Origin of the sequence: Streptomyces sp. SP17BM10 (assembly GCF_036322405.1) — a bacterium.
Classification (GTDB): Bacteria; Actinomycetota; Actinomycetes; order Streptomycetales; family Streptomycetaceae; genus Kitasatospora.
The window spans coordinates 89753-108890 of record NZ_JAQYXB010000674.1; the positions used below are offsets into that span (position 1 = coordinate 89753).

Genomic DNA, 19138 nt, shown 5'->3' on the forward strand with positions numbered 1-19138 from the left:
TTCGTGGGGGAGGCCGGCCCGGTCGGGTGCGGGGTCGGCGGTATCAAGGACCAACCTTCTCATCACTGGAGGCCCTATCCCGGCCACCGGCGCTGCTGCCGCGCGGTGTCTGCGCGGGATCGTCACCGGTGGGGCCGTCCCCGTCGGCGTGGTCCCCGTCGCCGTGGCCCCCGGAGCCCCCGTGCTCCGCGTCGTCCGCGCCGTCGGTGTCATGGGTGTCGTCGGTGTCGTCAGGGTTCCCGGCCGGGCCGGCCGTCCCGGCGGCGCCGACCGGCTGGTCGCCGTCCTCGTGCGGCTGCCCGGCCCGGCGCTTGCGCTGGCGGAAGAACCGCAGGGCCGCCAGCAGGAGCAGCAGCACCCCGCCCGCGAAGACGTACAGCACGCCGTTGGTCACCGAGGTGACCTCCACCTGGAAGTTCTGCGCCTGGCCGTACGGGCGCGGGTTGGGTCCGGTGGTGTAGAGCTGGGCGGTCATCTGGACCGGGCCGTTGTTGCGGGCCTGGGCCTGGAAGCGCACGGTGACGCCCTGCGCGGCCGGGATGACGAGGTCCTCCTGCGGGGCGACCGACAGCCGGTTCTGCTGGTGCGAGATCAGGTGCAGGCTCAGGTTGGTGACCGTCTGGGTGAGGTCGTTGCGGACGCTGACCTGGAGCTGGCCGGTGTTGCCCGCGAGCGTGACGACCGTCTTCTTGGGCACCTGAACCGCGCCGGTCAGCTCGCCGAGGTACGTCTTCACCCCGTCGCGGTACGCGTCCCCCCCGGACGCGTCGGAGCGCCACTCGGTGGACAGCGAACGGACCATGGCGGCGCTGAACGGGCCGCGCACGCGCTGCGGCAGGGTGAGCACCTGCATCAGGGTGTCGAGGTCGTACTGGACCTTGTCGGTGCCGCTCAGGTCGCTCGCCGACAGCTCGGAGGCGCGGGCCTTGGCCGGGTAGTCGGTGGCGGCCGGGACGGCGGTGGCGGCCCCGGAGTCTGGCGCGGCCTGGGCCACGGTGTCCAGCTTGACCGGCTCGACCCACTTGCCGTTCGCCGCCGTCTGGAGGGCGTTCGCCAGCACCTTGGCGGTGGCCACGGTGAGGTCGCGCGGGGGCAGGACCAGCAGCCCGCGCTGGTTCTGCGGCTGCTCGTGGGTGATCGCGTAGGTCTCGGCGAGGAAGCGCTGGGTGGCCAGGCTCTGCGCCTGCGGCGTGCTCAGGTCGCCGTCGAACAGGGAGGAGACGGTCTCGTCCGCCACCACGGCGTTCTGCCCGTTGCCGACCGGGCGCACCGCGCTCGGCGTGTGGTTGAGCGCGTCCGGCTCCGGCATGCTCGCGCCGTTCACCAGCAGCAGGCCGCTGCCGGCCTGCTTGGCGACGCCGGCGATCTGCTGGTCAACGTAGCCCTGGTAGGGCCAGGCGACGTCGGACCGGGTGTCCACGGACAGCCGGCCCTCGACGGTCAGCCGGCCGGCGGTGGCGGCCTTGTTCAAGGCGGTGCCCATGCCGCCCAGGTCGGCGCCGTTGTGGGCGATCGAGGCCACGTCGGGGTCGGCGTACGGCAGCGACACGACCTGGTCGCCGGGCTTGGCGACGGCGGACCGCAGCTTCTCCAGCCAGGCCGTCGCGGCCGCCTGCCCGGTGCCGTTGACGACGTTGTCGTCCTTGGCCGGCTTGCCGTTCTTCTCGGTGCCCGGCTTCTGGACCTTGTACCCCTTGGTCATCGCGAACGCGGTGTCCAGGAGGTCCGGGTCGATCGTCCAGGTCAGGCCGGTCAGCTTCGAGCCGGTGTCCACCAGCTCGTACAGCCGGCCGCCCGGGGCGAACTCGGTCGCCAGGCTGTCGTCGCGCAGCACCGAGAGCGTCTGCTCGCCCTCGGTGACGGTCTGGGCGGCCAGCTCCGGCCCGTGCACCAGCGGCCAGACCGTGGCGACCCTGGTCGGCTGGGCGTCCGCGTTCGAGGTGTACGTCAGGAAGGTGCGGGCGATGCCCAGCGCCCGCTCGTGCTGGTTGTCGGCCGTCGAGCCCCAGGCGTCCACGGCGAGCTCGTAGACGCCGTCGCCGTTCAGCTGGAGGTCGTTGACGGCGACGCCCAGGGTGTACGCCTGGCTCTGGCCGGGGGCGAGCTCGGGCAGCGCGTACTGCGGGCTGTCCAGCTCCGTGCCGTCCGCGCCGAGCGGGGCGGTGCGGGCGAGCACGTTCTGCAGCTCGCTGCGCCGCTGCAGCGGCTTGCCCTGCGACGGCTTGCGGACGGCCGCGTGGGCGCCCTTGAGCACGGACTTGCCGCCGTTGGTCACGTGCCCGGTGATCGTCACCGTCCCGTTCGGGCTGGCCACCTGCGGGGCCACCGTGTCGATCGTCATGATCACCGGGGACTCGGCCGAGACCGCCGCGTCGCTGGCGGGCACGTCGCCGCCGGCCGGCAGCGCACCGGCAGGGGTGGCCGCGACCACCGCCAGCGCGGCCCCCAGGGCGGCCGCGAGCCGCCGGGCCGTGCGGCGGCCGGGGCGCCGCACGGCGGCGGGATCCGCGGGCCGTCCAGGCCGTCCGTACGCCCCCAGGCCCGAGTGCCGTGCCGGCTCACTCACTCGTTTCGCCCTCGCCGTTCTCGCTCGCTCGCTGCTGCTGTTGCTGTTCGCCTGACGCTGTTCGCCGCTCGGTGCCGCGACCGCCGCCGCGGGCCGAGAGGATCAGCCGTGCGAAGCAGCCGGGGCGTGGCAGCCGTGACGAGTGCGGCCTCCGGTCGCCCGGCCGGCCGTGGTGGCACGCGGCACCGCAATCCCCTGTCCGGTGCCCGAGAACTCGTTCACCGGCATGGTAACGATGCGGCACCGGGTGCGGTGTTGCGGGTCTTGGGGTGAGACGCCGAAAACGCGCGGGCGGTTGACCCGCGCGGGCACGTACCCTTGTGAGCCGTGTCCACTGCCAATGAGCCCGCCGCCCGCACCCATCCTTCCAGCACCGCGACCCAGGTCGTACCAGGCCTGAGCGAGGCCCAGACCCTGGGCCTGCAAGAGCTGCTGCGGGTGTCGCCGGTCGCCGACGAGATCGCCCGCCGCTTCCAGGCGGCCGGGCACCGGCTGGCGCTGGTCGGCGGCTCCGTGCGCGACGCGCTCCTCGGCCGGCTCGGCAACGACCTGGACTTCACCACCGACGCCCGCCCGCAGCAGGTCCTCAAGCTCGTCAAGGGCTGGGCGGACGCGGTCTGGGACGTCGGCATCGCCTTCGGCACCGTGGGCGCCCGCAAGGACACCCCGCAGGGCTCGTTCCTGATCGAGATCACCACGTACCGGTCCGAGGCCTACGACCGCACCTCCCGCAAGCCCGAGGTCACCTACGGCGACACCATCGAGCAGGACCTCGTCCGCCGCGACTTCACCGTCAACGCGATGGCCGTCGACCTGCCCGGGCGCGGCTTCGTCGACCCGCACCACGGACTGGACGACCTGGAGGCCCGGGTGCTGCGCACCCCCGCCACCCCCGAGGAGTCCTTCTCCGACGACCCGCTGCGGATGATGCGCGCCGCCCGCTTCGCCGCCCAGCTCGACTTCGACCCGGCCCCCGAGGTCGTCGCCGCGATGACGGCGATGGCCGAGCGGATCACCATCGTCTCGGCCGAGCGGGTCCAGGCCGAGCTCAACAAGCTGCTGCTGGCCGCCCACCCGGTGAAGGGCCTGCGGCTGCTGGTGGACACCGGCCTGGCCGGGCACGTCCTGCCCGAGCTGCCCGCGCTGCGTCTGGAGCGCGACGAGCACCACCGGCACAAGGACGTCTACGAGCACTCGCTGACCGTCCTGGAGCAGGCCATCGACCTGGAGCAGCATGGTCCCGACCTGACCCTGCGGCTCGCCGCGCTGCTGCACGACATCGGCAAGCCGCGCACCCGCCGCTTCGAATCGGACGGCCGGGTCTCCTTCCACCACCACGAGGTGGTCGGCGCGAAGATGACCCGCAAGCGGATGCGCGAGCTCAAGTACTCCAAGGAGCTCACCGAGGACGTCTCGCGCCTGGTCGAGCTGCACCTGCGCTTCCACGGCTACGGCGGCGGCGAGTGGACCGACTCCGCGGTGCGCCGCTACGTCGCCGACGCGGGGCCGCTGCTGGAGCGCCTGCACAAGCTGACCCGCTCCGACTGCACCACGCGCAACCGCAAGAAGGCGGCGACGCTGTCGCGCACCTACGACGGCCTGGAGCAGCGGATCGGCGAGCTGAAGGCCAAGGAGGAGCTGGACGCCATCCGCCCGGCGCTGGACGGCAACCAGATCATGGAGCTGCTCGGCCTGCGGCCCGGCCCGCAGGTCGGCAAGGCCTACAAGCACATGCTCGAACTCCGGCTGGAGCACGGCCCGATGGAGCACGACGAGGCGGTGGCGGCCCTCCGCGCCTGGTGGGCGGAGCAGCCGCAGGGCTGAGCCGACGCGCGGAGGGGCGGTCGATGCCCGGGACCGCCCCTCACGCGTGCCCGGTCAGCTGTGGATCGACTGCAGGCACAGAACGTAGCTCAGCGCCGGCATCCCGGAGTTCGTGCGGGTGTAGCTGCTGTCGGCCTTCGGCTGGGCGTCGCAGGCCTTCTCGTCCGAGGTCGCCAGGTACTTCCAGATGACCTTGTACTGGGCGCGCTGGTCGGTGCACGGCAGCATGGTGATCCGGGGGTTCGGGTCGTGCGTCGCGCCGGTGCCGTTCTCGTTGCGCAGGCAGTCGCCGATCTTGGCGGAGTCGATGCTCGCCGGCGCCGGCACGGGTGCCTGCGGCTTGCCCGAGGTGTCCGGCGGCAGCGAGAAGGTCGGGGTGGGGATCGGCGGCATGCTGAAGCTCGGCATCGGCGGCACCGACACGGTGGGCATGACGATCGGGTGGGGCACGTACGGGTCGTTCTTGGGGGCGAACGCGCCCGTGGCGATCAGCGCGATCACCGTGATGATCCAGCCGACCGGCAGCAGCAGCATGAAGACGTGCGGGCGCTTGGACAGCGGGACGCCCGGGTCGAGCTGCGGACCGTGGGTGCCGGGAGCGGGCGGCGGCAGTTGCTTGAGCTTGTTGTGCGGGCCCAGGTTCAGCAGCAGCGTGATGATCGTCATCGGCGCGCCGAGGTAGCTCCACCAGCCCTGGACCAGGGTCTTCGCGGACATGTCGCGCACGGTGGCGTCGCCGCAGACGCGGCAGAACGGTCCCCGCAGCTTCAGGAACCGCATGACCACGATGATGCCCTGGTGACCGCGGACGGTGGCCTCCACGGCGGGGAAGCCGCCGCAGAAACGGCAGACCGGTCCCTGCGGGACGGCGCCGCCGGGGTAGCCGTAGCCGTACGCCGCCGGGTCGGGCGCCGGCGCGGCGGGCGGGTAGCCGTAGTTCATCGGCGGCGGGGGCGGGGCGGGCTGACCGTACGGGTTGCCGCCGGCGTACGGGTTGGCGTCGTTCGGCGGCGGGGCGCCGTAGGGCATCTGGGGAGGTGGAACGGACAAGGGGTCCCCCGGGGAAACGGTGACGGACGAGTGGGACGGGCCGGACGGGACGCCCGGCGGGAGGTCAGGAGGCGCCGACGGGCGCGGTGCCGGCGGGCTTCAGCGGGCCGAGGCAGAGCACGTACCGCTTCTTGCTCCAGCGGCGGCCGCTGGAGCCCGAGACGGCGCTGGTGGACTGCGGCGTCTGCCGGCAGCGGCTGGTGTCGGTGGTGCCGTCGAACTTCGACAGGACTCGGTAATTCGCCTTGCTGTCGGTGCACTTGACGACCTCGACATCGCGGGTGCCGCCCACCCGGACGCAGTCGCCCGGCTTGGCGCTGCTGACGCTCGGGCCGCTGAAGAAGTAGCCGACGCCCACCACGGCGGCGGCGATCAGCACACCGACGGCCTTCAGCTTCGAGCGGGTGGTGCGCTTGGCACCCGGCGCACCGGCGGCCGGGGCGGGCTGCGGGTAGCCGTACGGCCCGGCGGGCGGGTACGGCTGCGCCGGCTGCGGGGGCCCGGCGTACGGCTGCTGCGGCGCCCCGTACGCGGGCGGCGGCGGCCCGTACCCGGGCGGGCCGGGCTGGGCGGGCACCTGCGGGGGCGGCGGACCGTACCCCGGCGGCGGGCCGTACTGCGGGCCCGGTGGGGGTGGCCCGTACTGGGGTGGAGGCCCGTAGGGGCCGGGTGGCGTGCTCATCAGGTAGTCCCCCGTGACCGAGTGCTGTCGCTCCGACAGGTCTGACGTACCTTAGCGACCCTCTCCGACGCCCCGGTTCCGAGCCCCCGTGGAACCTCAGGAGGCCTGGTCACCGGGCAGCGGCCCGTGCCGCCGGGCCGCGCGGAAGTACAGGAGCGCCGACAGCGCGTACACCGCCGCCACCCCGACGACCACCACGACCGACCGTCCGGACAGCGGCAGCACCAGCGCGGTGACGGCCGCGGCGGCCACGAAGGCGACGTTGAACAGCACGTCGTAGATGGCGAACACCCGGCCGCGGTAGTCGTCCTCGACGGACTCCTGGACCACGGTGTCCGCGCAGATCTTGGTGCCCTGGGTGACCACCCCGAGCAGCAGCGCGGCCACCAGGCACGGCACCAGCGAGAAGCTCAGCCCGAGCGCCGGGACGAACACCACCGGCGCGACCAGGCAGGCGGTCATCCAGCCGGCCAGGCCGAGCCGGCGGGAGCACCAGGGGCTGACCACCGCGGCGATGAAGAACCCGGCGGCGGACAGGCCGACCGCCTGGCCGAGGGTGACCAGCCCGGCCGCGCTGTTCCCCGGATCGTTGAAGGTGTAGCGGGCCAGCATCACCACGACGACGATCAGCACGCCGTAGCAGAACCGGGCCGCGGTGACGGCGGCCAGCGCGTGCACGGCGGGCCGGCAGTCGCGCACCAGGTGGCGGACGGCGGCGCCGAGCTCGACCGCGGCCCGCACGAGGGCCTGGCCGAGCGCCGGGCGCTCGCCGTGGTGCTCGGGGCCGAGCAGGTCGCGGTCCATCCGGCGGGCGGCCAGCGCGGCCGACAGGTAGAGCAGCGCCGCCACCGTGACGAGTGCGGCGTCCGCCTTCGGCCCGGGCGTCATCACCTGGTGCAGCAGGAAGCCGACGCCTCCGCCCAGGGCGGCGGCGACCGTCCCGAGGGTGGGGGAGAGCGCGTTGGCGGTGACCAGCTGGTCCTGGCGCACCACCCGGGGCAGGGCGGCGGAGAGCCCCGCCAGGATGAACCGGTTGAGCGCCGTGACCAGCAGGGCCGAGGCGAAGAACAGCCAGGCCGGCGCCTCGGCGAGGAGCAGCGCCCCGGTCACCAGGCCGAGCCCGAAGCGGGCCAGGTTGCCGATGTAGAGCACCTGGCGGCGGCGCCAGCGGTCCAGCAGGACGCCGGCGAACGGGCCGATCACCGAGAACGGCAGCAGCATCACGGCCAGTACCGAGGCGATGTCGGTGGGGGAGGACTGCTTCTCCGGGGAGAACACGACGTAGGCGGCCAGCGAGACCTGGAAGACGCCGTCCGAGAGCTGGGAGAGCACCCGGGCGGTCAGCAGTCTGCGGAAGTCGCGGCCCCGGAGCAGGTGGAGGAGCGTGGCGCGCTGCGCGGACTGGTGGGTGCTGCCGTTCTCGGTGATCGCCACCCGCCCAGGGTGCCACGGAAACGGTCGCCGTTTCACGTGAAACATTCGCCGGGAAACGGTGAAGGGCCCACGATCGCGTGATCGTGGGCCCTTCCGGGGAGCTATGAGCGGTTATGAACCGTCACAACCGTCGGTGCTCGGCGCTCAGCGCTCGACCTCGCCGCGGATGAACTTCTCGACGTTCTCCTTGGCCTCGTCGTCGAAGTACTGCACCGGCGGCGACTTCATGAAGTACGAGGAGGCGGACAGGATCGGGCCGCCGATGCCGCGGTCCTTGGCGATCTTGGCGGCGCGCACGGCGTCGATGATGACACCGGCGGAGTTCGGGGAGTCCCAGACCTCGAGCTTGTACTCCAGGTTCAGCGGGACGTCGCCGAACGCGCGGCCCTCGAGGCGGACGTACGCCCACTTGCGGTCGTCCAGCCAGGCCACGTAGTCCGAGGGGCCGATGTGGACGTTCTTGGCGCCCAGCTCGCGGTCGCGGATCTGCGAGGTGACGGCCTGGGTCTTGGAGATCTTCTTCGACTCCAGGCGCTCGCGCTCCAGCATGTTCTTGAAGTCCATGTTGCCGCCGACGTTCAGCTGCATGGTGCGCTCGAGGATGACACCGCGGTCCTCGAACAGCTTCGCCATCACGCGGTGCGTGATGGTGGCGCCGACCTGGGACTTGATGTCGTCACCGACGATCGGCACGCCGGCCTCGGTGAACTTGTCCGCCCACTCCTTGGTGCCCGCGATGAACACCGGCAGGGCGTTCACGAAGGCGACCTTGGCGTCGATGGCGCACTGGGCGTAGAACTTCGCCGCGTTCTCGGAACCGACGGGCAGGTAGCAGACCAGGACGTCGACCTGCTGGTCCTTGAGGACCTGGACGACGTCGACCGGGGCCTCGTCGGACTCCTCGATGGTCTCCAGGTAGTACTTGCCCAGGCCGTCGAGGGTGTGGCCGCGCTGCACGGTGACGCCGGTCGGCGGCACGTCGCAGATCTTGATGGTGTTGTTCTCGCTGCTGCCGATGGCGTCGGCCAGGTCGAAGCCGACCTTCTTGGCGTCGACGTCGAACGCGGCGACGAACTCCACGTCACGGACGTGGTAGTCACCGAACTGGACGTGCATCAGCCCGGGGACCTTGCCGGCCGGGTCGGCGTCCTTGTAGTACTCGACACCCTGCACCAGCGACGCGGCGCAGTTGCCCACGCCCACGATGGCTACGCGAACCGAACCCATTCCGGTTGCTCCCTGTGATCTCATGAGGGCCGCCGGGGTCGGCGGCACTCGTCCTGCTTCTTCGAATGACTGCTTGTACGGGCGCGAGGCGCCCACTCCTGCCGCGCGGCTGACGCGGGCTCAGCGCTCCTGGGCGGAGCGCCCCGGGCGGTCGTACGGTGGCCCGGACGGGTCGGAGGACCCGGTCTCCCGGCCACGGCCGTCCGAAGTCTTGGGGTGTGCGGCGGGGTTGGCGCCGGTGGCGGGCCCGGTCCGGCCGGTGCGGTTGGCCCGCTCGGTCTCGATCAGCTCGTTGAGCCACCGGACCTCGCGCTCCACCGACTCCAGTCCGTGCCGCTGCAGCTCGATGGTGTAGTCGTCGAACCGCTCGCGGGCGCGGGCCAGCGAGTTGCGCATCCGCTCCAGGCGCTCCTCCAGCCGGCTGCGGCGGCCCTCCAGGACGCGCATCCGCACGGCCCGGTCGGTCTGGCCGAAGAACGCGAAGTGGACGCCGAAGTGCTCGTCCTCCCAGGCGTCGGGGCCGGAGTCGGCGAGCAGCTCCTCGAACCGCTGCTTGCCCTCGGGGGAGAGCCGGTAGACGGTCTTGGACCGCTTGCCGTTGAGAGCCGTGGCCGGGACGTACTCGACGTCCGGATTGTCCTCGACCAGGAAACCCTGGGCGACCAGGTTCTTCAGGCAGGGATAGAGCGTCCCGTAGGAGAGGGCCCGGAACGTCCCGAGCAGGATGTTGAGCCGCTTGCGCAGCTCGTAGCCGTGCATCGGGGCGTCGTGGAGCAGACCGAGGACGGCGAACTCCAGCACTCCTGAGCGCCTGCCCATGCCGTCGTCCTCCTTCCCCGCGACCGGTGTCCGGCCGCCGTGTCCAGCAGTATGCCGCTTCGATGTATCGGCTCGATATATCGAGAACAGTAAACCCGACCCCCCGAACCGGCAAGGGGGGCACGCGTGAATGTGATCACAAGCCGACGCGCGGGGATGGTTGGCAACGGCCGTGTAATGATCTGCTGCCTTTTTGTGGCAATTGGTGACTGATGCCCGATTAGGTGTACTTCAGGTCTGCGTACGCTGTCGCGTGTGCACGAGGACCACCTCCGGGGTTAGGGCGGTTGGCGGGCATCGAACGTGAACCCTGCCTTCAGGCTGGAACCGCCTGGCGAGGAGTGGCTGGAACATGAGCGAACGACGGCGGAGGACGCCGGGCCCGGGTGGAGAAGGGCAGCAGCCCCCGGGTGACGGAGCCCGCCGGGGTGGGCCCGGCCCGGACGAGCTGCGCTCCGACGGTGTCGGCCGCCGGCGCCCGTCGGGTGTCCGGGAGACCGCTCAGCAACCCCGGATGGGCCGCGCGGAGATGCGCAAGGCCGCGCAGAAGAAGGGCAAGGGCGGCCGTGGCGCCGCTGCCGCGGCGGCCGGGCCCGGCAAGAAGCGCTTCATCGACTACCCGCGGTTCGGCAAGACCGGGGTCCGGCGCTGGCTGCCGTCCTGGAAGCAGTGGCTGAGCGGCTTCCTGCTGGTCTTCGGCTGCTTCGTCGGCCTGGTGTTCTACATGTACCAGACCACCCAGGTCCCCAACGTGAACGACCTGGTCAAGGACCAGAACACCATCTACTACTGGGCCGACGGCACGGAGATGGTGCGCAAGGGCGAGACGAACCGTCAGATCGTCGAGCTCAAGGACATCAGCCCCAACCTGCAGAACGCCGTCATCGCCGCGGAGAACCAGGACTTCCGCAACGACAACGGGATCGACCCCAAGGGCATGCTCCGCGCCGTCTACAACATGGCGAAGGGAGGTGAGACCCAGGGCGCCTCGACGATCACCCAGCAGTACGTGAAGAACGCCTACCTGAGCCAGGAGCAGACCCTCAGCCGCAAGGTGAAGGAGTTCTTCATCACGCTGAAGATCAACCAGGTGAAGGGGAAGGACGAGATCCTCACGGGCTACCTGAACACCAGCTGGTTCGGCCGCGGCGCGAACGGCGCCCAGGCCGCCGCCCAGGCGTACTACGGGGTGGACGCCAAGGACCTCAACCTCTGTCAGAGCGCCATGCTGGCGGGCCTGCTCAAGGGCGCGGCGTACTACGACCCCACCAACCCGGCCAACAAGGACCGGGCCCAGGGGCGGTGGTCGTGGATCCTCGACAACATGGTGAAGATCAAGGCCGTCACCCCGGAGGAGCGGGCCAAGTGCGCGACGTTCCCGGAGCCGGTCCAGCGCAAGGTCTCGTCGAACATGAACGGTGAGATCAGCTACCTGGTCGACACCGCCAACCGGTACGTCACCAGCAAGGACCCATCGATCACCCAGCAGGTGATCGACAAGGGCGGCCTGAAGATCTACACCACCTTCGAGAAGGACAAGGTCGACGCCCTGAAGAAGGCCGTGGACGACGTCAAGGCCGGGGCGCTCGACCCGCAGAAGCGCCCCGACAACGACAAGTTCGTCCAGTTCGCCTCCGCCAGCATGCGCCCCGGCGACGGCGCGCTCGTCGCGATCTACGGCGGTGACGGCGTGGAGAACGGCCACTTCGACAACAACGCCGAGGCCACCGGGGTCCAGGTCGGCTCGACCTTCAAGCCCTTCGTGCTGGCCACCGCGATGCAGGTCGGCGTCCAGACCGCGAAGGACGACAGCGGCAAGCCGAAGCGGATCAACGCCGACAGCCGCTACCTCGCCGACGACCTGTCCGAGATCCGCAAGCCGGACGGCTCGCTGGTGATCGGCGACGACGGCAAGCCCTACCGGCAGAAGAACGAGGACGCCAGCAAGCACGGCTACGTCTCGCTGCGCCAGGCCATGCAGTTCTCGTACAACGTGCCGTTCGTCCAGCTCAACCAGGACGTCGGCGGCCAGAACGTGGCCGACATGGCCGTGCAGATGGGCATCAAGAAGGAGAGCCTGGCCGACCCGAAGACCCCGACCTTCCCGCTCGGCACCTCGACCATCAGCCCGATCCGGATGGCCACCGCCTACGGCACGCTCGCGGCCAGCGGCAAGGAGACCGAGCCCTACTCGGTCACCAAGGTCGAGGTGAACGGCATCGAGAAGCCCGGCTTCACCAAGCCCCAGCCCAAGCAGGCGCTGGAGGCGCCCGTCGCCGACAACGTCACCGACGTGCTGGTGAACGTGGCGAAGAACGGTACCGGTTCCAAGAGCAAGGAGCTGGGCCGCCCGGTCGCCGGCAAGACCGGTACCACCGACCAGAACAAGTCGGCCTGGTGGGTCGGCTACACCCCGCAGCTGGTCACCAGCGTCGCGATGTGGCGCGAGGACCCGAACAACCACGTGCGGCTCTCGCTCAACGGCACCGGCGGCAAGGAGTCGATCCACGGTGGTGACATCCCGACCGACATCTTCACCCGCTACATGAAGGTCGCGCTGGCGAACGAGAAGAAGCTGGACTTCCCCGCTCCGACCGCGATCGGCAGCGAGGTCGACTCCTCGGGCGCCCCGGTGTCGCCGACCGCGACGCCCACGCCGACCATGACCGACACCCCGTCGGCGCCGCCCACCCAGGCGCCGACCAACCAGCCCCCGTCCAACGGCGGCCAGCCGCAGCCCCCGCAGCCCAGCCAGGGCGGCGGCTGCGTCCCGGGCGTCGACTGCCCGAACCCGCAGCCGACCCAGCCGCCCAAGACCCACCCCGGCCCGACCAGCACCTGCTTCCTGGGCCTGTGCCCGACGCAGCAGCCCTCGTCGACGCCGACGGACACCACCCAGACGCCGACCAAGCCGGGCAAGCCCACCCAGTCTCCGTCCGCCGTGGCAGGCGCTCAGGGCGGCTAGCCGGCAGCGGCCCAACCGGACGAGCGGTGACGGCGGTGGCGGTCCTCCGACGGAGGGCCGCCACCGCCGTTTCGTCATGATTCGCCACGGCCCGGACGGCCCCGCCGCGGGGGCCTCCTCGTCCCGGCGGGGCCGGTGCGGCAGGATGTCCGGCATGACGTCGAGCGCACCTGACGAATCCGCCGGCCTGACCGGGCCCAGCGACGCCGTCGGGCCTGCCCCGGCGCCCGTCACCGCCGCCGGACCGCCGGCCAACACCGTGGTGGTCCCGGCCGACGAGGACCCGGTGGCGGCCGCCGGCAGCGAGGTCTTCGGCGGCCCGCCCGGCCGCCGGGCACTGCTGGGCGTCTCGTGGTGGATCCCGGTGCGCGTCCTCGCACTCGCCGTCATCGTCGTCTCGGTGCTCGGCATGGTGCAGAAGGCGCCCTGTTACAGCCACGCGTGGTTCCAGGCGGGCTCGCCGCAGTACATCCACGCCTGCTACAGCGACATCCCGCACCTGTTCGCCGGACGCGGCTTCGCCGCCGGGCTGCACCCGTACGTCGACCGCATCCCGGGCAGCTCGGGGGACCTCCAGTACCTGGAGTACCCGGTGCTGACCGGTCTGTTCATGCAGATCGCGGCCTGGCTGACGCCGGGCGGCGGCAGCCAGCAGGACCAGGAGCAGTGGTTCTGGGCGATCAACGCGGGCCTGCTGATGGCCTGCGCGGTGGTCGCCGCGGTGGCGCTCTCGCGCACCCACCGGCGCCGCCCGTGGGACGCGATGCTGTTCGCGCTCGCGCCCGTCCTGCTGCTCAACGGCACCGTCAACTGGGACCTGCTCGCGGTCGCGCTGGCCGCCGTCGCGATGGCCTGGTGGGCGGGCTCCCGGCCGGTCTGGGCCGGCGTGTTCATCGGCCTCGCCACCGCCGCCAAGCTCTATCCGCTCCTGCTCCTCGGCCCGCTGCTGGTGCTGTGCTGGCGGGCCGGGAAGTGGCGCGAGTTCCGTGCGGCGCTGGGCGGCGCGGTGGGCGCCTGGCTGCTGGTCAACCTGCCGATCATGATCGCCAACTGGCAGGGCTGGTCGACCTTCTACGTCTTCAGCAACCACCGCACCGAGGACTACGGCTCGTTCTGGCTGATCGTCATGCAGAACCGCGGGAGCGGGCTGGAGTACCTCAACTCCTACATCGCGGCGCTCATGGTGCTGGGCTGCGCGGCCATAGCGTGGCTGGGCCTCTCGGCGCCCCGCCGGCCGCGCTTCGCGCAGCTGGCCTTCCTGGTCGTCGCCCTGTTCATCGTGGTCAACAAGGTGTACTCGCCGCAGTACTCGCTCTGGCTGCTGCCGCTCGCGGTGCTGGCCCGGCCGCGCTGGCGGGACTTCCTGGTCTGGCAGGCCTGCGAGGTGCTGTACACCCTGGGCATCTGGTCCCACCTGGGCTTCGTCACCGGGACCAAGCAGCACGGCATCGGCGAGTCCTGGTACCACTTCGCGATCGTCCTGCACCTGCTCGGCACGCTCTACCTGGTCGCCCTGGTGGTCCGCGACATCCTGCTGCCGGACCGCGACCCGGTGCGCTGGGACGGCAGTGACGACCCGTCCGGCGGGGTGCTCGACCGGGCCCCCGACGTCGTCGTGATCGGGGCCGCCCGCCGGCTGCGCGAGGACGAGAGCTACGCGGAGTACGCGCCGGCCGGCCCCGGGCAGTGGCTGGAGGAGCCGGAACTGCCGGAGCCGGCCGAGAAGGGCTAGCGGAGAGGGGGCCTCCGGGAGGAGGTCCCCTCCTGGCTTCAGGGCCGCAGCGTGAGGACCTTCAGCGGGAGGGCCTCAGCGGTCCACGACGCGGTCGAAGTGCGTCGTGGTGTGCCGGACCTGGAGGCCGAGCTCGTCGCCGATCACCGGCGGCTTGGTCTCGCCGTCCAGGAACAGCAGCGACACCTGCATGTGCGGCGGCTCGGCGAACCAGAGCTGCTTGCCGGCCCAGTGGAACGGCGACTTGGTCTTGTTGACGGTCGCCAGACCGGCCCGCGCGATGCCCTTGGCCCGCGCGCCCATGCTCGCCACGTACTTGGGCGCCTCCAGGCCGATGCCGTGCGCGGTGCCGCCGGCGACCACGACGATGTGGCCGTCGGAGGGCGCCGGGTGCTGGCGGTAGCCGTAGCGGTCGCCCTTCTTCACCGGGGTGACGTCCAGGACCGTCGCCCGGACCTCCAGCGCGCCGTGGTCGCCGAGCCAGAGCCGGGTGCCGATCCGGGCGCGGAAGACGGTGCCGGGGTAGCGCTGGGCCAGCTGGTCCATGCCGGCCGAGCCGAGGTGGCTGACGAACACGGTGTGCACCGGGATCCCGGCCGCCCGGGCGGTGTCCACCCAGTACGCGACCTCCTCGACCGGGCTGGAGCCGTCCGGCCGGTCCATCGGCAGGTGCAGCGCGAGGCCCTCGAAGGAGACGCCCTCCAGCTCGGCGGCCACCGCCGGCAGGTCGGCCGCGCTCACGCCGTGCCGGCGCATGGTGGTCATGCACTCCACGACCACCCGGGCGCCGTGCAGCGCGCGCAGCGCGTCCACGTTCGCCACCGTCCGGATCACCCGGGCGTGCGGCAGCGGGAGCACCTCCTCGCCGACCCGGTAGGGGGTGAGCACCAGCAGCTCGCCGCCGTACCACTCGGCGGCGTCGGCCGCCTCGTACGCGGTGCCGACGGCCAGCACACCGGTGCCCAGCAGCGTCGCCTCCTCGGCCAGCCGGTGGTTGCCCAGGCCGTAGCCGTTCCCCTTGGCGACCGGCACCAGGCCGGGGAACTCGGCGAGGACGGAGCGCTGGTGGGTGCGCCAGCGGTCGGTCTCGAGGTAGAGCGACAGCGTCATCGGGTCAGCCTCCTCAGCGGCGGGACATGTAGAGGTCGAGGGCCTTGTGCAGCAGCTTGTTGAGCGGGAAGTCCCACTCGCCGAGGTACTCGGCCGCCTGCCCGCCGGTGCCGACCTTGAACTGGATCAGGCCGAACAGGTGGTCGTTCTCGTCCAGGGTGTCGCTGATGCCGCGCAGGTCGTACACGCCGCCGCCCAGCGCGTACGAGTCGCGCATCATCCGCCACTGGATGGCGTTCGACGGCTTGACCTCGCGCTTGTGGTTGGCCGAGGCGCCGTAGGAGTACCAGACGTGCTCGCCGACCACGAGCATCGTGGTCGCGGCCAGCGGCTCGCCCTCGTGGTAGGCGATGTAGAGCCGCATGCGGTTCTGGTCCTCGGCGGTGAGGGCCTTCCACATCCGCTGGAAGTAGGACAGCGGGCGCGGGGTGAACTTGTCGCGCTCGGCGGTCACCAGGTAGAGCTGGTGGAAGATCGGCAGCTCGTCGTAGCCGCCCTGGTACACCTCGACGCCGCTCTTCTCGGCCTTCTTGATGTTGCGGCGCCAGAGCTGGTTGAAGTTCTTGTGGATGTCGTCCAGCGAGCGGTTGGCCAGCGGCACCTGGAAGACGTAGCGCGGCTGGACGTCGCCGAAGCCGGCGCCGCCGTCCTCGCCCTGCAGCCAGCCGGCCTTGCGCAGCCGGTCGGCCACCTCGAAGGCGCGCGGCTCGTACCAGTCGGCCTCGACGTCGCGCAGGCGCTTGGCCTGCTTGCCGGCGATGGCCTCCTTGATGGTGGGGGCGTTCCAGCGGCGGATGACGATCGGCGGGCCCATCTTCACCGAGAACGCGCCCTGCGACTTCAGGTGGGCGAGCATCGGGGAGAGCCAGCGGTCGAGGTCGCGGTCGAACCAGTCGATGACCGGGCCCTCGGGCAGGTAGGCCAGGTAACGCTTGACCTTGGGCAGCTGGCGGTAGAGCACCAGGCCGGCGCCGACGAGCTGGTCGCCCTCGTCGAACCAGCCGATCGACTCCGAGCGCCACTCGGCCTTCACGTCGCCCCAGGACGGCACCTGCATGTGGCTGGCCGAGGCGCGGCTCCTGATGAAGGCGAGGTGCTCCTCGCGGGTGATCGTCCTCAGGCGCAGGCTCATGCTCGGTGCTCCTCGTCGGTCGGGCTGTGGTGGCCCCGGGTTCTCGGGGTGACCCTATCGTCCGGTGGCACCGGCGCCCGTGGGCGCGGGCGTGGCGGCGCCCCCGTGCGTACCTGTCTCCTGCAGATACGCGACGGGGGCGCCGAGGGTTCCTGGCACGGGGGCGGGAAGCGGCCCCGCAGGCCCCGGGATCAGCCCCAGAGACCGCCGCGGGCGACGCCGAGGTAGAAGCCGACGGCGGAGGCGGCGAGCGTGATCATCAGGATGAAGCGCTCGGCGGTGGTGACCGAGACGAACACGCCCCAGAACCCGGTGACGATGCCGAGCAGGCCCGTCCACGAGGTCAGCACGTGCAGGTTGTAGAAGAAGGACGTGGTGAAGGAGACGATGCCCAGCAGCGCGGTCAGCGCCACCAGGGTGTTCTCCCGCGGGTGCGGGTGGCCGTCGGTGTTGAGGGTGAGGGCGGGCATGCGGTGGACGGACTGGGCCATGTGTCCCACCTCCTGGCGTGGAGACGTACGGGCAGGAATCCCGTTCCGTCCAGATTGCGGCGGTTGGACTGGTCTCACAACCCCTATGCGTTTTGTTCGGCCGTACGGGTGCGGGTAGGCTGTGCCGTCTGCACTGGTGTAGTTGTGCCCCCTTGCGCCCTCTCACGGGCGGCCGCCCGATCGGGTGAGCGGGGCCCGACTGTCGGACCCGGCCGCTACGGTGGGCCGGTGTCGTCACACGCTCCGGTGCCGACGCTGCACAACCCTCCTGCCACGGAGAGACCGTGGCCGTTGAGTCCAAAGGAGGTGGGTTACCCATGCGTCACTACGAGGTGATGGTCATCCTCGACCCCTCGGTCGAGGAGCGCGCTGTCTCCCCCCTGATCGAGAACTTCCTCACCGTCGTCCGCAACGCCGGCGGCAAGGTGGAGAAGGTCGACACCTGGGGTCGTCGCCGTCTGGCTTACGAGATCAACAAGCAGTCCGAGGGCATCTACTCGGTCATCGACCTCAAGGCCACGCCTGAGGTCGTCAAGGAGCTCGACCGCCAGATGGGCCTGAGCGAGTCGGTTCTGCGGACCAAGGTCCTGCGCCCGGACACCCACTGAGCCACCTCTGAGGCCTTCGGGTCTCGGGTAGCTCGCGTCCGCTGTTTCACGTGAAACAGCGGTGAACGGACATCTTCCCGAGAGGTCATCACCACCATGGCAGGCGAGACCGTCATCACCCTCGTCGGCAATCTCGTCGACGACCCCGAGCTGCGCTTCACCCCGTCGGGTGCGGCGGTCGCGAAGTTCCGCATCGCGTCCACCCCCCGCACCTTCGACCGCCAGACGAACGAGTGGAAGGACGGCGAGAGCCTCTTCCTCACGTGCAACGTGTGGCGGCAGCCGGCGGAGAACGTGGCCGAGTCGCTCCAGCGCGGCATGCGCGTCATCGTGCAGGGCCGACTGCGCCAGCGGTCTTACGAGACCAAGGAAGGCGAGAAGCGGACGGTCTTCGAGGTCGAGGTCGACGAGGTCGGCCCGAGCCTGCGCTCGGCGACTGCCAAGGTCACCCGGGCCAACCGTTCCGGTGGCCCCGGCGGCCCCGGTGGCGGCTTCGGCGGCCAGCAGGGCGGCCAGGGCGGCGGTGGCAACTGGGGCGGCGGTGGCGGCCAGCAGGGCGGCGGCTGGAGTGGAAACTCCGGCGGCCAGTCCGGCCCCTCCGACGACCCGTGGGCTTCCGGCACCCCGTCCGGCGGCAACCAGGGCGGCGGCGGCTGGGGTGCCCCGTCCGGTGGCGGCTTCTCGGAAGAGCCTCCGTTCTAAAGAGCTGACAGATTTCGTGCGGCCCGGCCGCAGGCGTCCCCGGACGCCCGCCGGGTCGTGAACCCCAAATGGAGCACACAATGGCGAAGCCGCCTGCTCGCAAGCCGAAGAAGAAGGTTTGCGTCTTCTGCAAGGACAAGGTCAACTACGTTGACTACAAGGACACGAACCTGCTGCGGAAGTTCATCTCCGACCGCGGCAAGATCCGTGCCCGCCGGGTCACCGGCAACTGCACCCAGCACCAGCGTGACGTCGCCACGGCCGTGAAGAACAGCCGTGAGATGGCGCTGCTGCCCTACACCAGCACCGCGCGCTAAGAGAGGGTGACCGAGTAATGAAGATCATCCTCACGCACGAGGTGCCGGGTCTCGGCTCCGCCGGCGAGGTCGTCGAGGTCAAGGACGGCTACGCCCGCAACTACCTGGTCCCGCGCGGCTACGCCATCCGCTGGACCAAGGGTGGCCAGAAGGACGTCGACGCCATCCGTCGCGCCCGCAAGATCCACGCCATCCAGACGCTCGAGGCCGCCAACGAGGTCAAGGGCAAGCTCGAGGGCGTCCAGGTCAAGCTGGCCGTCCGCTCGGGCGACGCCGGCCGTCTGTTCGGCTCGGTGACCCAGTCCGACGTCGTCGAGGCCATCAAGGCCGCGGGCGGCCCGGCCGTGGACAAGCGCGCCGTCGCGATCGGCTCGCCGATCAAGACCGTGGGCACCCACAAGGTCTCGGTCAAGCTGCACTCGGACGTCGTGGCCAACCTCGACGTCGCCGTCGTGGCTGCCTGAACCGCATAGCAGTGG

General features: G+C 71.1%; 16 protein-coding genes. 7 read left to right on the forward strand and 9 right to left on the reverse strand.

Annotated features, from left to right (window positions below; all coding sequences use genetic code 11):
• Nucleotides 1-43: 43 nt before the first annotated feature.
• On the reverse strand, nucleotides 44-2494 hold the full coding sequence (locus tag PUR71_RS35170; RefSeq protein ID WP_329931287.1) for a DUF6049 family protein: 2451 nt from the start codon (nucleotides 2492-2494) through the stop codon (nucleotides 44-46).
• Nucleotides 2495-2962: 468 nt separating this feature from the next.
• Between PUR71_RS35170 and PUR71_RS35175 the strand changes: the two genes are divergently transcribed.
• Nucleotides 2963-4390 (forward strand): CCA tRNA nucleotidyltransferase, encoded by a 1428-nt coding sequence (locus PUR71_RS35175; protein ID WP_329931377.1) that lies wholly within the window; start codon nucleotides 2963-2965, stop codon nucleotides 4388-4390.
• A 54-nt stretch (nucleotides 4391-4444) separates the two neighbouring features.
• Here PUR71_RS35175 and PUR71_RS35180 read toward each other — a convergent pair whose 3' ends face one another.
• From PUR71_RS35180 to PUR71_RS35200, 5 genes are all read right to left on the reverse strand, one after another.
• The gene (locus tag PUR71_RS35180) at nucleotides 4445-5419 is read right to left on the reverse strand and encodes an LppU/SCO3897 family protein (protein WP_329931288.1); all 975 of its coding nucleotides are present in this window, start codon (nucleotides 5417-5419) and stop codon (nucleotides 4445-4447) included.
• An 85-nt stretch (nucleotides 5420-5504) separates the two neighbouring features.
• Nucleotides 5505-6122, reverse strand: a complete 618-nt coding sequence (locus PUR71_RS35185; RefSeq protein WP_329931289.1) for an LppU/SCO3897 family protein — start codon at nucleotides 6120-6122, stop codon at nucleotides 5505-5507.
• 96 nt (nucleotides 6123-6218) lie between these two features.
• Nucleotides 6219-7556, reverse strand: coding sequence for an MFS transporter (locus PUR71_RS35190; RefSeq protein ID WP_329931290.1), 1338 nt, complete (start codon nucleotides 7554-7556; stop codon nucleotides 6219-6221).
• Between the two features lie 144 nt (nucleotides 7557-7700).
• Nucleotides 7701-8783 (reverse strand): inositol-3-phosphate synthase, encoded by a 1083-nt coding sequence (locus PUR71_RS35195; RefSeq protein WP_329931291.1) that lies wholly within the window; start codon nucleotides 8781-8783, stop codon nucleotides 7701-7703.
• A 120-nt stretch (nucleotides 8784-8903) separates the two neighbouring features.
• Nucleotides 8904-9602: a PadR family transcriptional regulator gene (locus tag PUR71_RS35200; protein WP_329931292.1), complete on the reverse strand. Its 699-nt coding sequence runs from the start codon at nucleotides 9600-9602 to the stop codon at nucleotides 8904-8906.
• Nucleotides 9603-10116: 514 nt separating this feature from the next.
• Here PUR71_RS35200 and PUR71_RS35205 point away from each other — a divergent pair.
• Both PUR71_RS35205 and PUR71_RS35210 read left to right on the forward strand, forming a co-directional pair.
• Complete coding sequence (locus tag PUR71_RS35205) at nucleotides 10117-12567, forward strand: transglycosylase domain-containing protein (protein ID WP_329931293.1); 2451 nt, start codon at nucleotides 10117-10119, stop codon at nucleotides 12565-12567.
• A 154-nt stretch (nucleotides 12568-12721) separates the two neighbouring features.
• Nucleotides 12722-14299, forward strand: a complete 1578-nt coding sequence (locus tag PUR71_RS35210) for a glycosyltransferase family 87 protein (protein ID WP_329931294.1) — start codon at nucleotides 12722-12724, stop codon at nucleotides 14297-14299.
• A 75-nt stretch (nucleotides 14300-14374) separates the two neighbouring features.
• Here the strand turns inward: PUR71_RS35210 and PUR71_RS35215 are convergent, their stop codons facing one another.
• The 3 genes from PUR71_RS35215 to PUR71_RS35225 form a co-directional block, all read right to left on the reverse strand.
• Nucleotides 14375-15409, reverse strand: coding sequence for an alanine racemase (locus tag PUR71_RS35215; RefSeq protein WP_329931295.1), 1035 nt, complete (start codon nucleotides 15407-15409; stop codon nucleotides 14375-14377).
• 13 nt (nucleotides 15410-15422) lie between these two features.
• The gene (locus PUR71_RS35220) at nucleotides 15423-16541 is read right to left on the reverse strand and encodes a lipid II:glycine glycyltransferase FemX (protein ID WP_329931296.1); all 1119 of its coding nucleotides are present in this window, start codon (nucleotides 16539-16541) and stop codon (nucleotides 15423-15425) included.
• A 191-nt stretch (nucleotides 16542-16732) separates the two neighbouring features.
• Nucleotides 16733-17032 (reverse strand): hypothetical protein, encoded by a 300-nt coding sequence (locus PUR71_RS35225; RefSeq protein ID WP_329931297.1) that lies wholly within the window; start codon nucleotides 17030-17032, stop codon nucleotides 16733-16735.
• A 317-nt stretch (nucleotides 17033-17349) separates the two neighbouring features.
• On the opposite strand from PUR71_RS35225, the gene rpsF reads away from it, so the two are divergent.
• The 4 genes from rpsF (at nucleotide 17350) to rplI (ending at nucleotide 19123) form a co-directional block, all read left to right on the forward strand.
• Nucleotides 17350-17640 carry a 30S ribosomal protein S6 gene (gene rpsF / locus PUR71_RS35230; protein WP_063348486.1) on the forward strand — a complete coding sequence of 97 codons (291 nt, stop codon included), beginning with the start codon at nucleotides 17350-17352 and terminating at the stop codon, nucleotides 17638-17640.
• Nucleotides 17641-17736: 96 nt separating this feature from the next.
• The gene (locus tag PUR71_RS35235; RefSeq protein ID WP_329931298.1) at nucleotides 17737-18342 is read left to right on the forward strand and encodes a single-stranded DNA-binding protein; all 606 of its coding nucleotides are present in this window, start codon (nucleotides 17737-17739) and stop codon (nucleotides 18340-18342) included.
• Between the two features lie 80 nt (nucleotides 18343-18422).
• The gene (rpsR, locus tag PUR71_RS35240) at nucleotides 18423-18659 is read left to right on the forward strand and encodes a 30S ribosomal protein S18 (RefSeq protein ID WP_030304537.1); all 237 of its coding nucleotides are present in this window, start codon (nucleotides 18423-18425) and stop codon (nucleotides 18657-18659) included.
• Nucleotides 18660-18676: 17 nt separating this feature from the next.
• Nucleotides 18677-19123: a 50S ribosomal protein L9 gene (gene rplI, locus PUR71_RS35245; RefSeq protein ID WP_329931299.1), complete on the forward strand. Its 447-nt coding sequence runs from the start codon at nucleotides 18677-18679 to the stop codon at nucleotides 19121-19123.
• Nucleotides 19124-19138: the final 15 nt, after the last annotated feature.

Excerpts from the sequence above, each read along its gene's own strand:
- PUR71_RS35180 (WP_329931288.1), bottom strand. The coding sequence starts at position 5,419 with ATGCCCTACGGCGCCCCGCCGCCGAACGACGCCAACCCGTACGCCGGC.
- PUR71_RS35185 (WP_329931289.1), bottom strand. The coding sequence starts at position 6,122 with ATGAGCACGCCACCCGGCCCCTACGGGCCTCCACCCCAGTACGGGCCA.
- PUR71_RS35195 (WP_329931291.1), bottom strand. The coding sequence starts at position 8,783 with ATGGGTTCGGTTCGCGTAGCCATCGTGGGCGTGGGCAACTGCGCCGCG.
- PUR71_RS35200 (WP_329931292.1), bottom strand. The coding sequence starts at position 9,602 with ATGGGCAGGCGCTCAGGAGTGCTGGAGTTCGCCGTCCTCGGTCTGCTC.
- PUR71_RS35205 (WP_329931293.1), top strand. The coding sequence starts at position 10,117 with ATGGGCCGCGCGGAGATGCGCAAGGCCGCGCAGAAGAAGGGCAAGGGC.
- PUR71_RS35210 (WP_329931294.1), top strand. The coding sequence starts at position 12,722 with ATGACGTCGAGCGCACCTGACGAATCCGCCGGCCTGACCGGGCCCAGC.
- PUR71_RS35215 (WP_329931295.1), bottom strand. The coding sequence starts at position 15,409 with ATGACGCTGTCGCTCTACCTCGAGACCGACCGCTGGCGCACCCACCAG.
- PUR71_RS35220 (WP_329931296.1), bottom strand. The coding sequence starts at position 16,541 with ATGAGCCTGCGCCTGAGGACGATCACCCGCGAGGAGCACCTCGCCTTC.
- PUR71_RS35225 (WP_329931297.1), bottom strand. The coding sequence starts at position 17,032 with ATGGCCCAGTCCGTCCACCGCATGCCCGCCCTCACCCTCAACACCGAC.
- rpsF (WP_063348486.1), top strand. The coding sequence starts at position 17,350 with ATGCGTCACTACGAGGTGATGGTCATCCTCGACCCCTCGGTCGAGGAG.
- PUR71_RS35235 (WP_329931298.1), top strand. The coding sequence starts at position 17,737 with ATGGCAGGCGAGACCGTCATCACCCTCGTCGGCAATCTCGTCGACGAC.
- rpsR (WP_030304537.1), top strand. The coding sequence starts at position 18,423 with ATGGCGAAGCCGCCTGCTCGCAAGCCGAAGAAGAAGGTTTGCGTCTTC.
- rplI (WP_329931299.1), top strand. The coding sequence starts at position 18,677 with ATGAAGATCATCCTCACGCACGAGGTGCCGGGTCTCGGCTCCGCCGGC.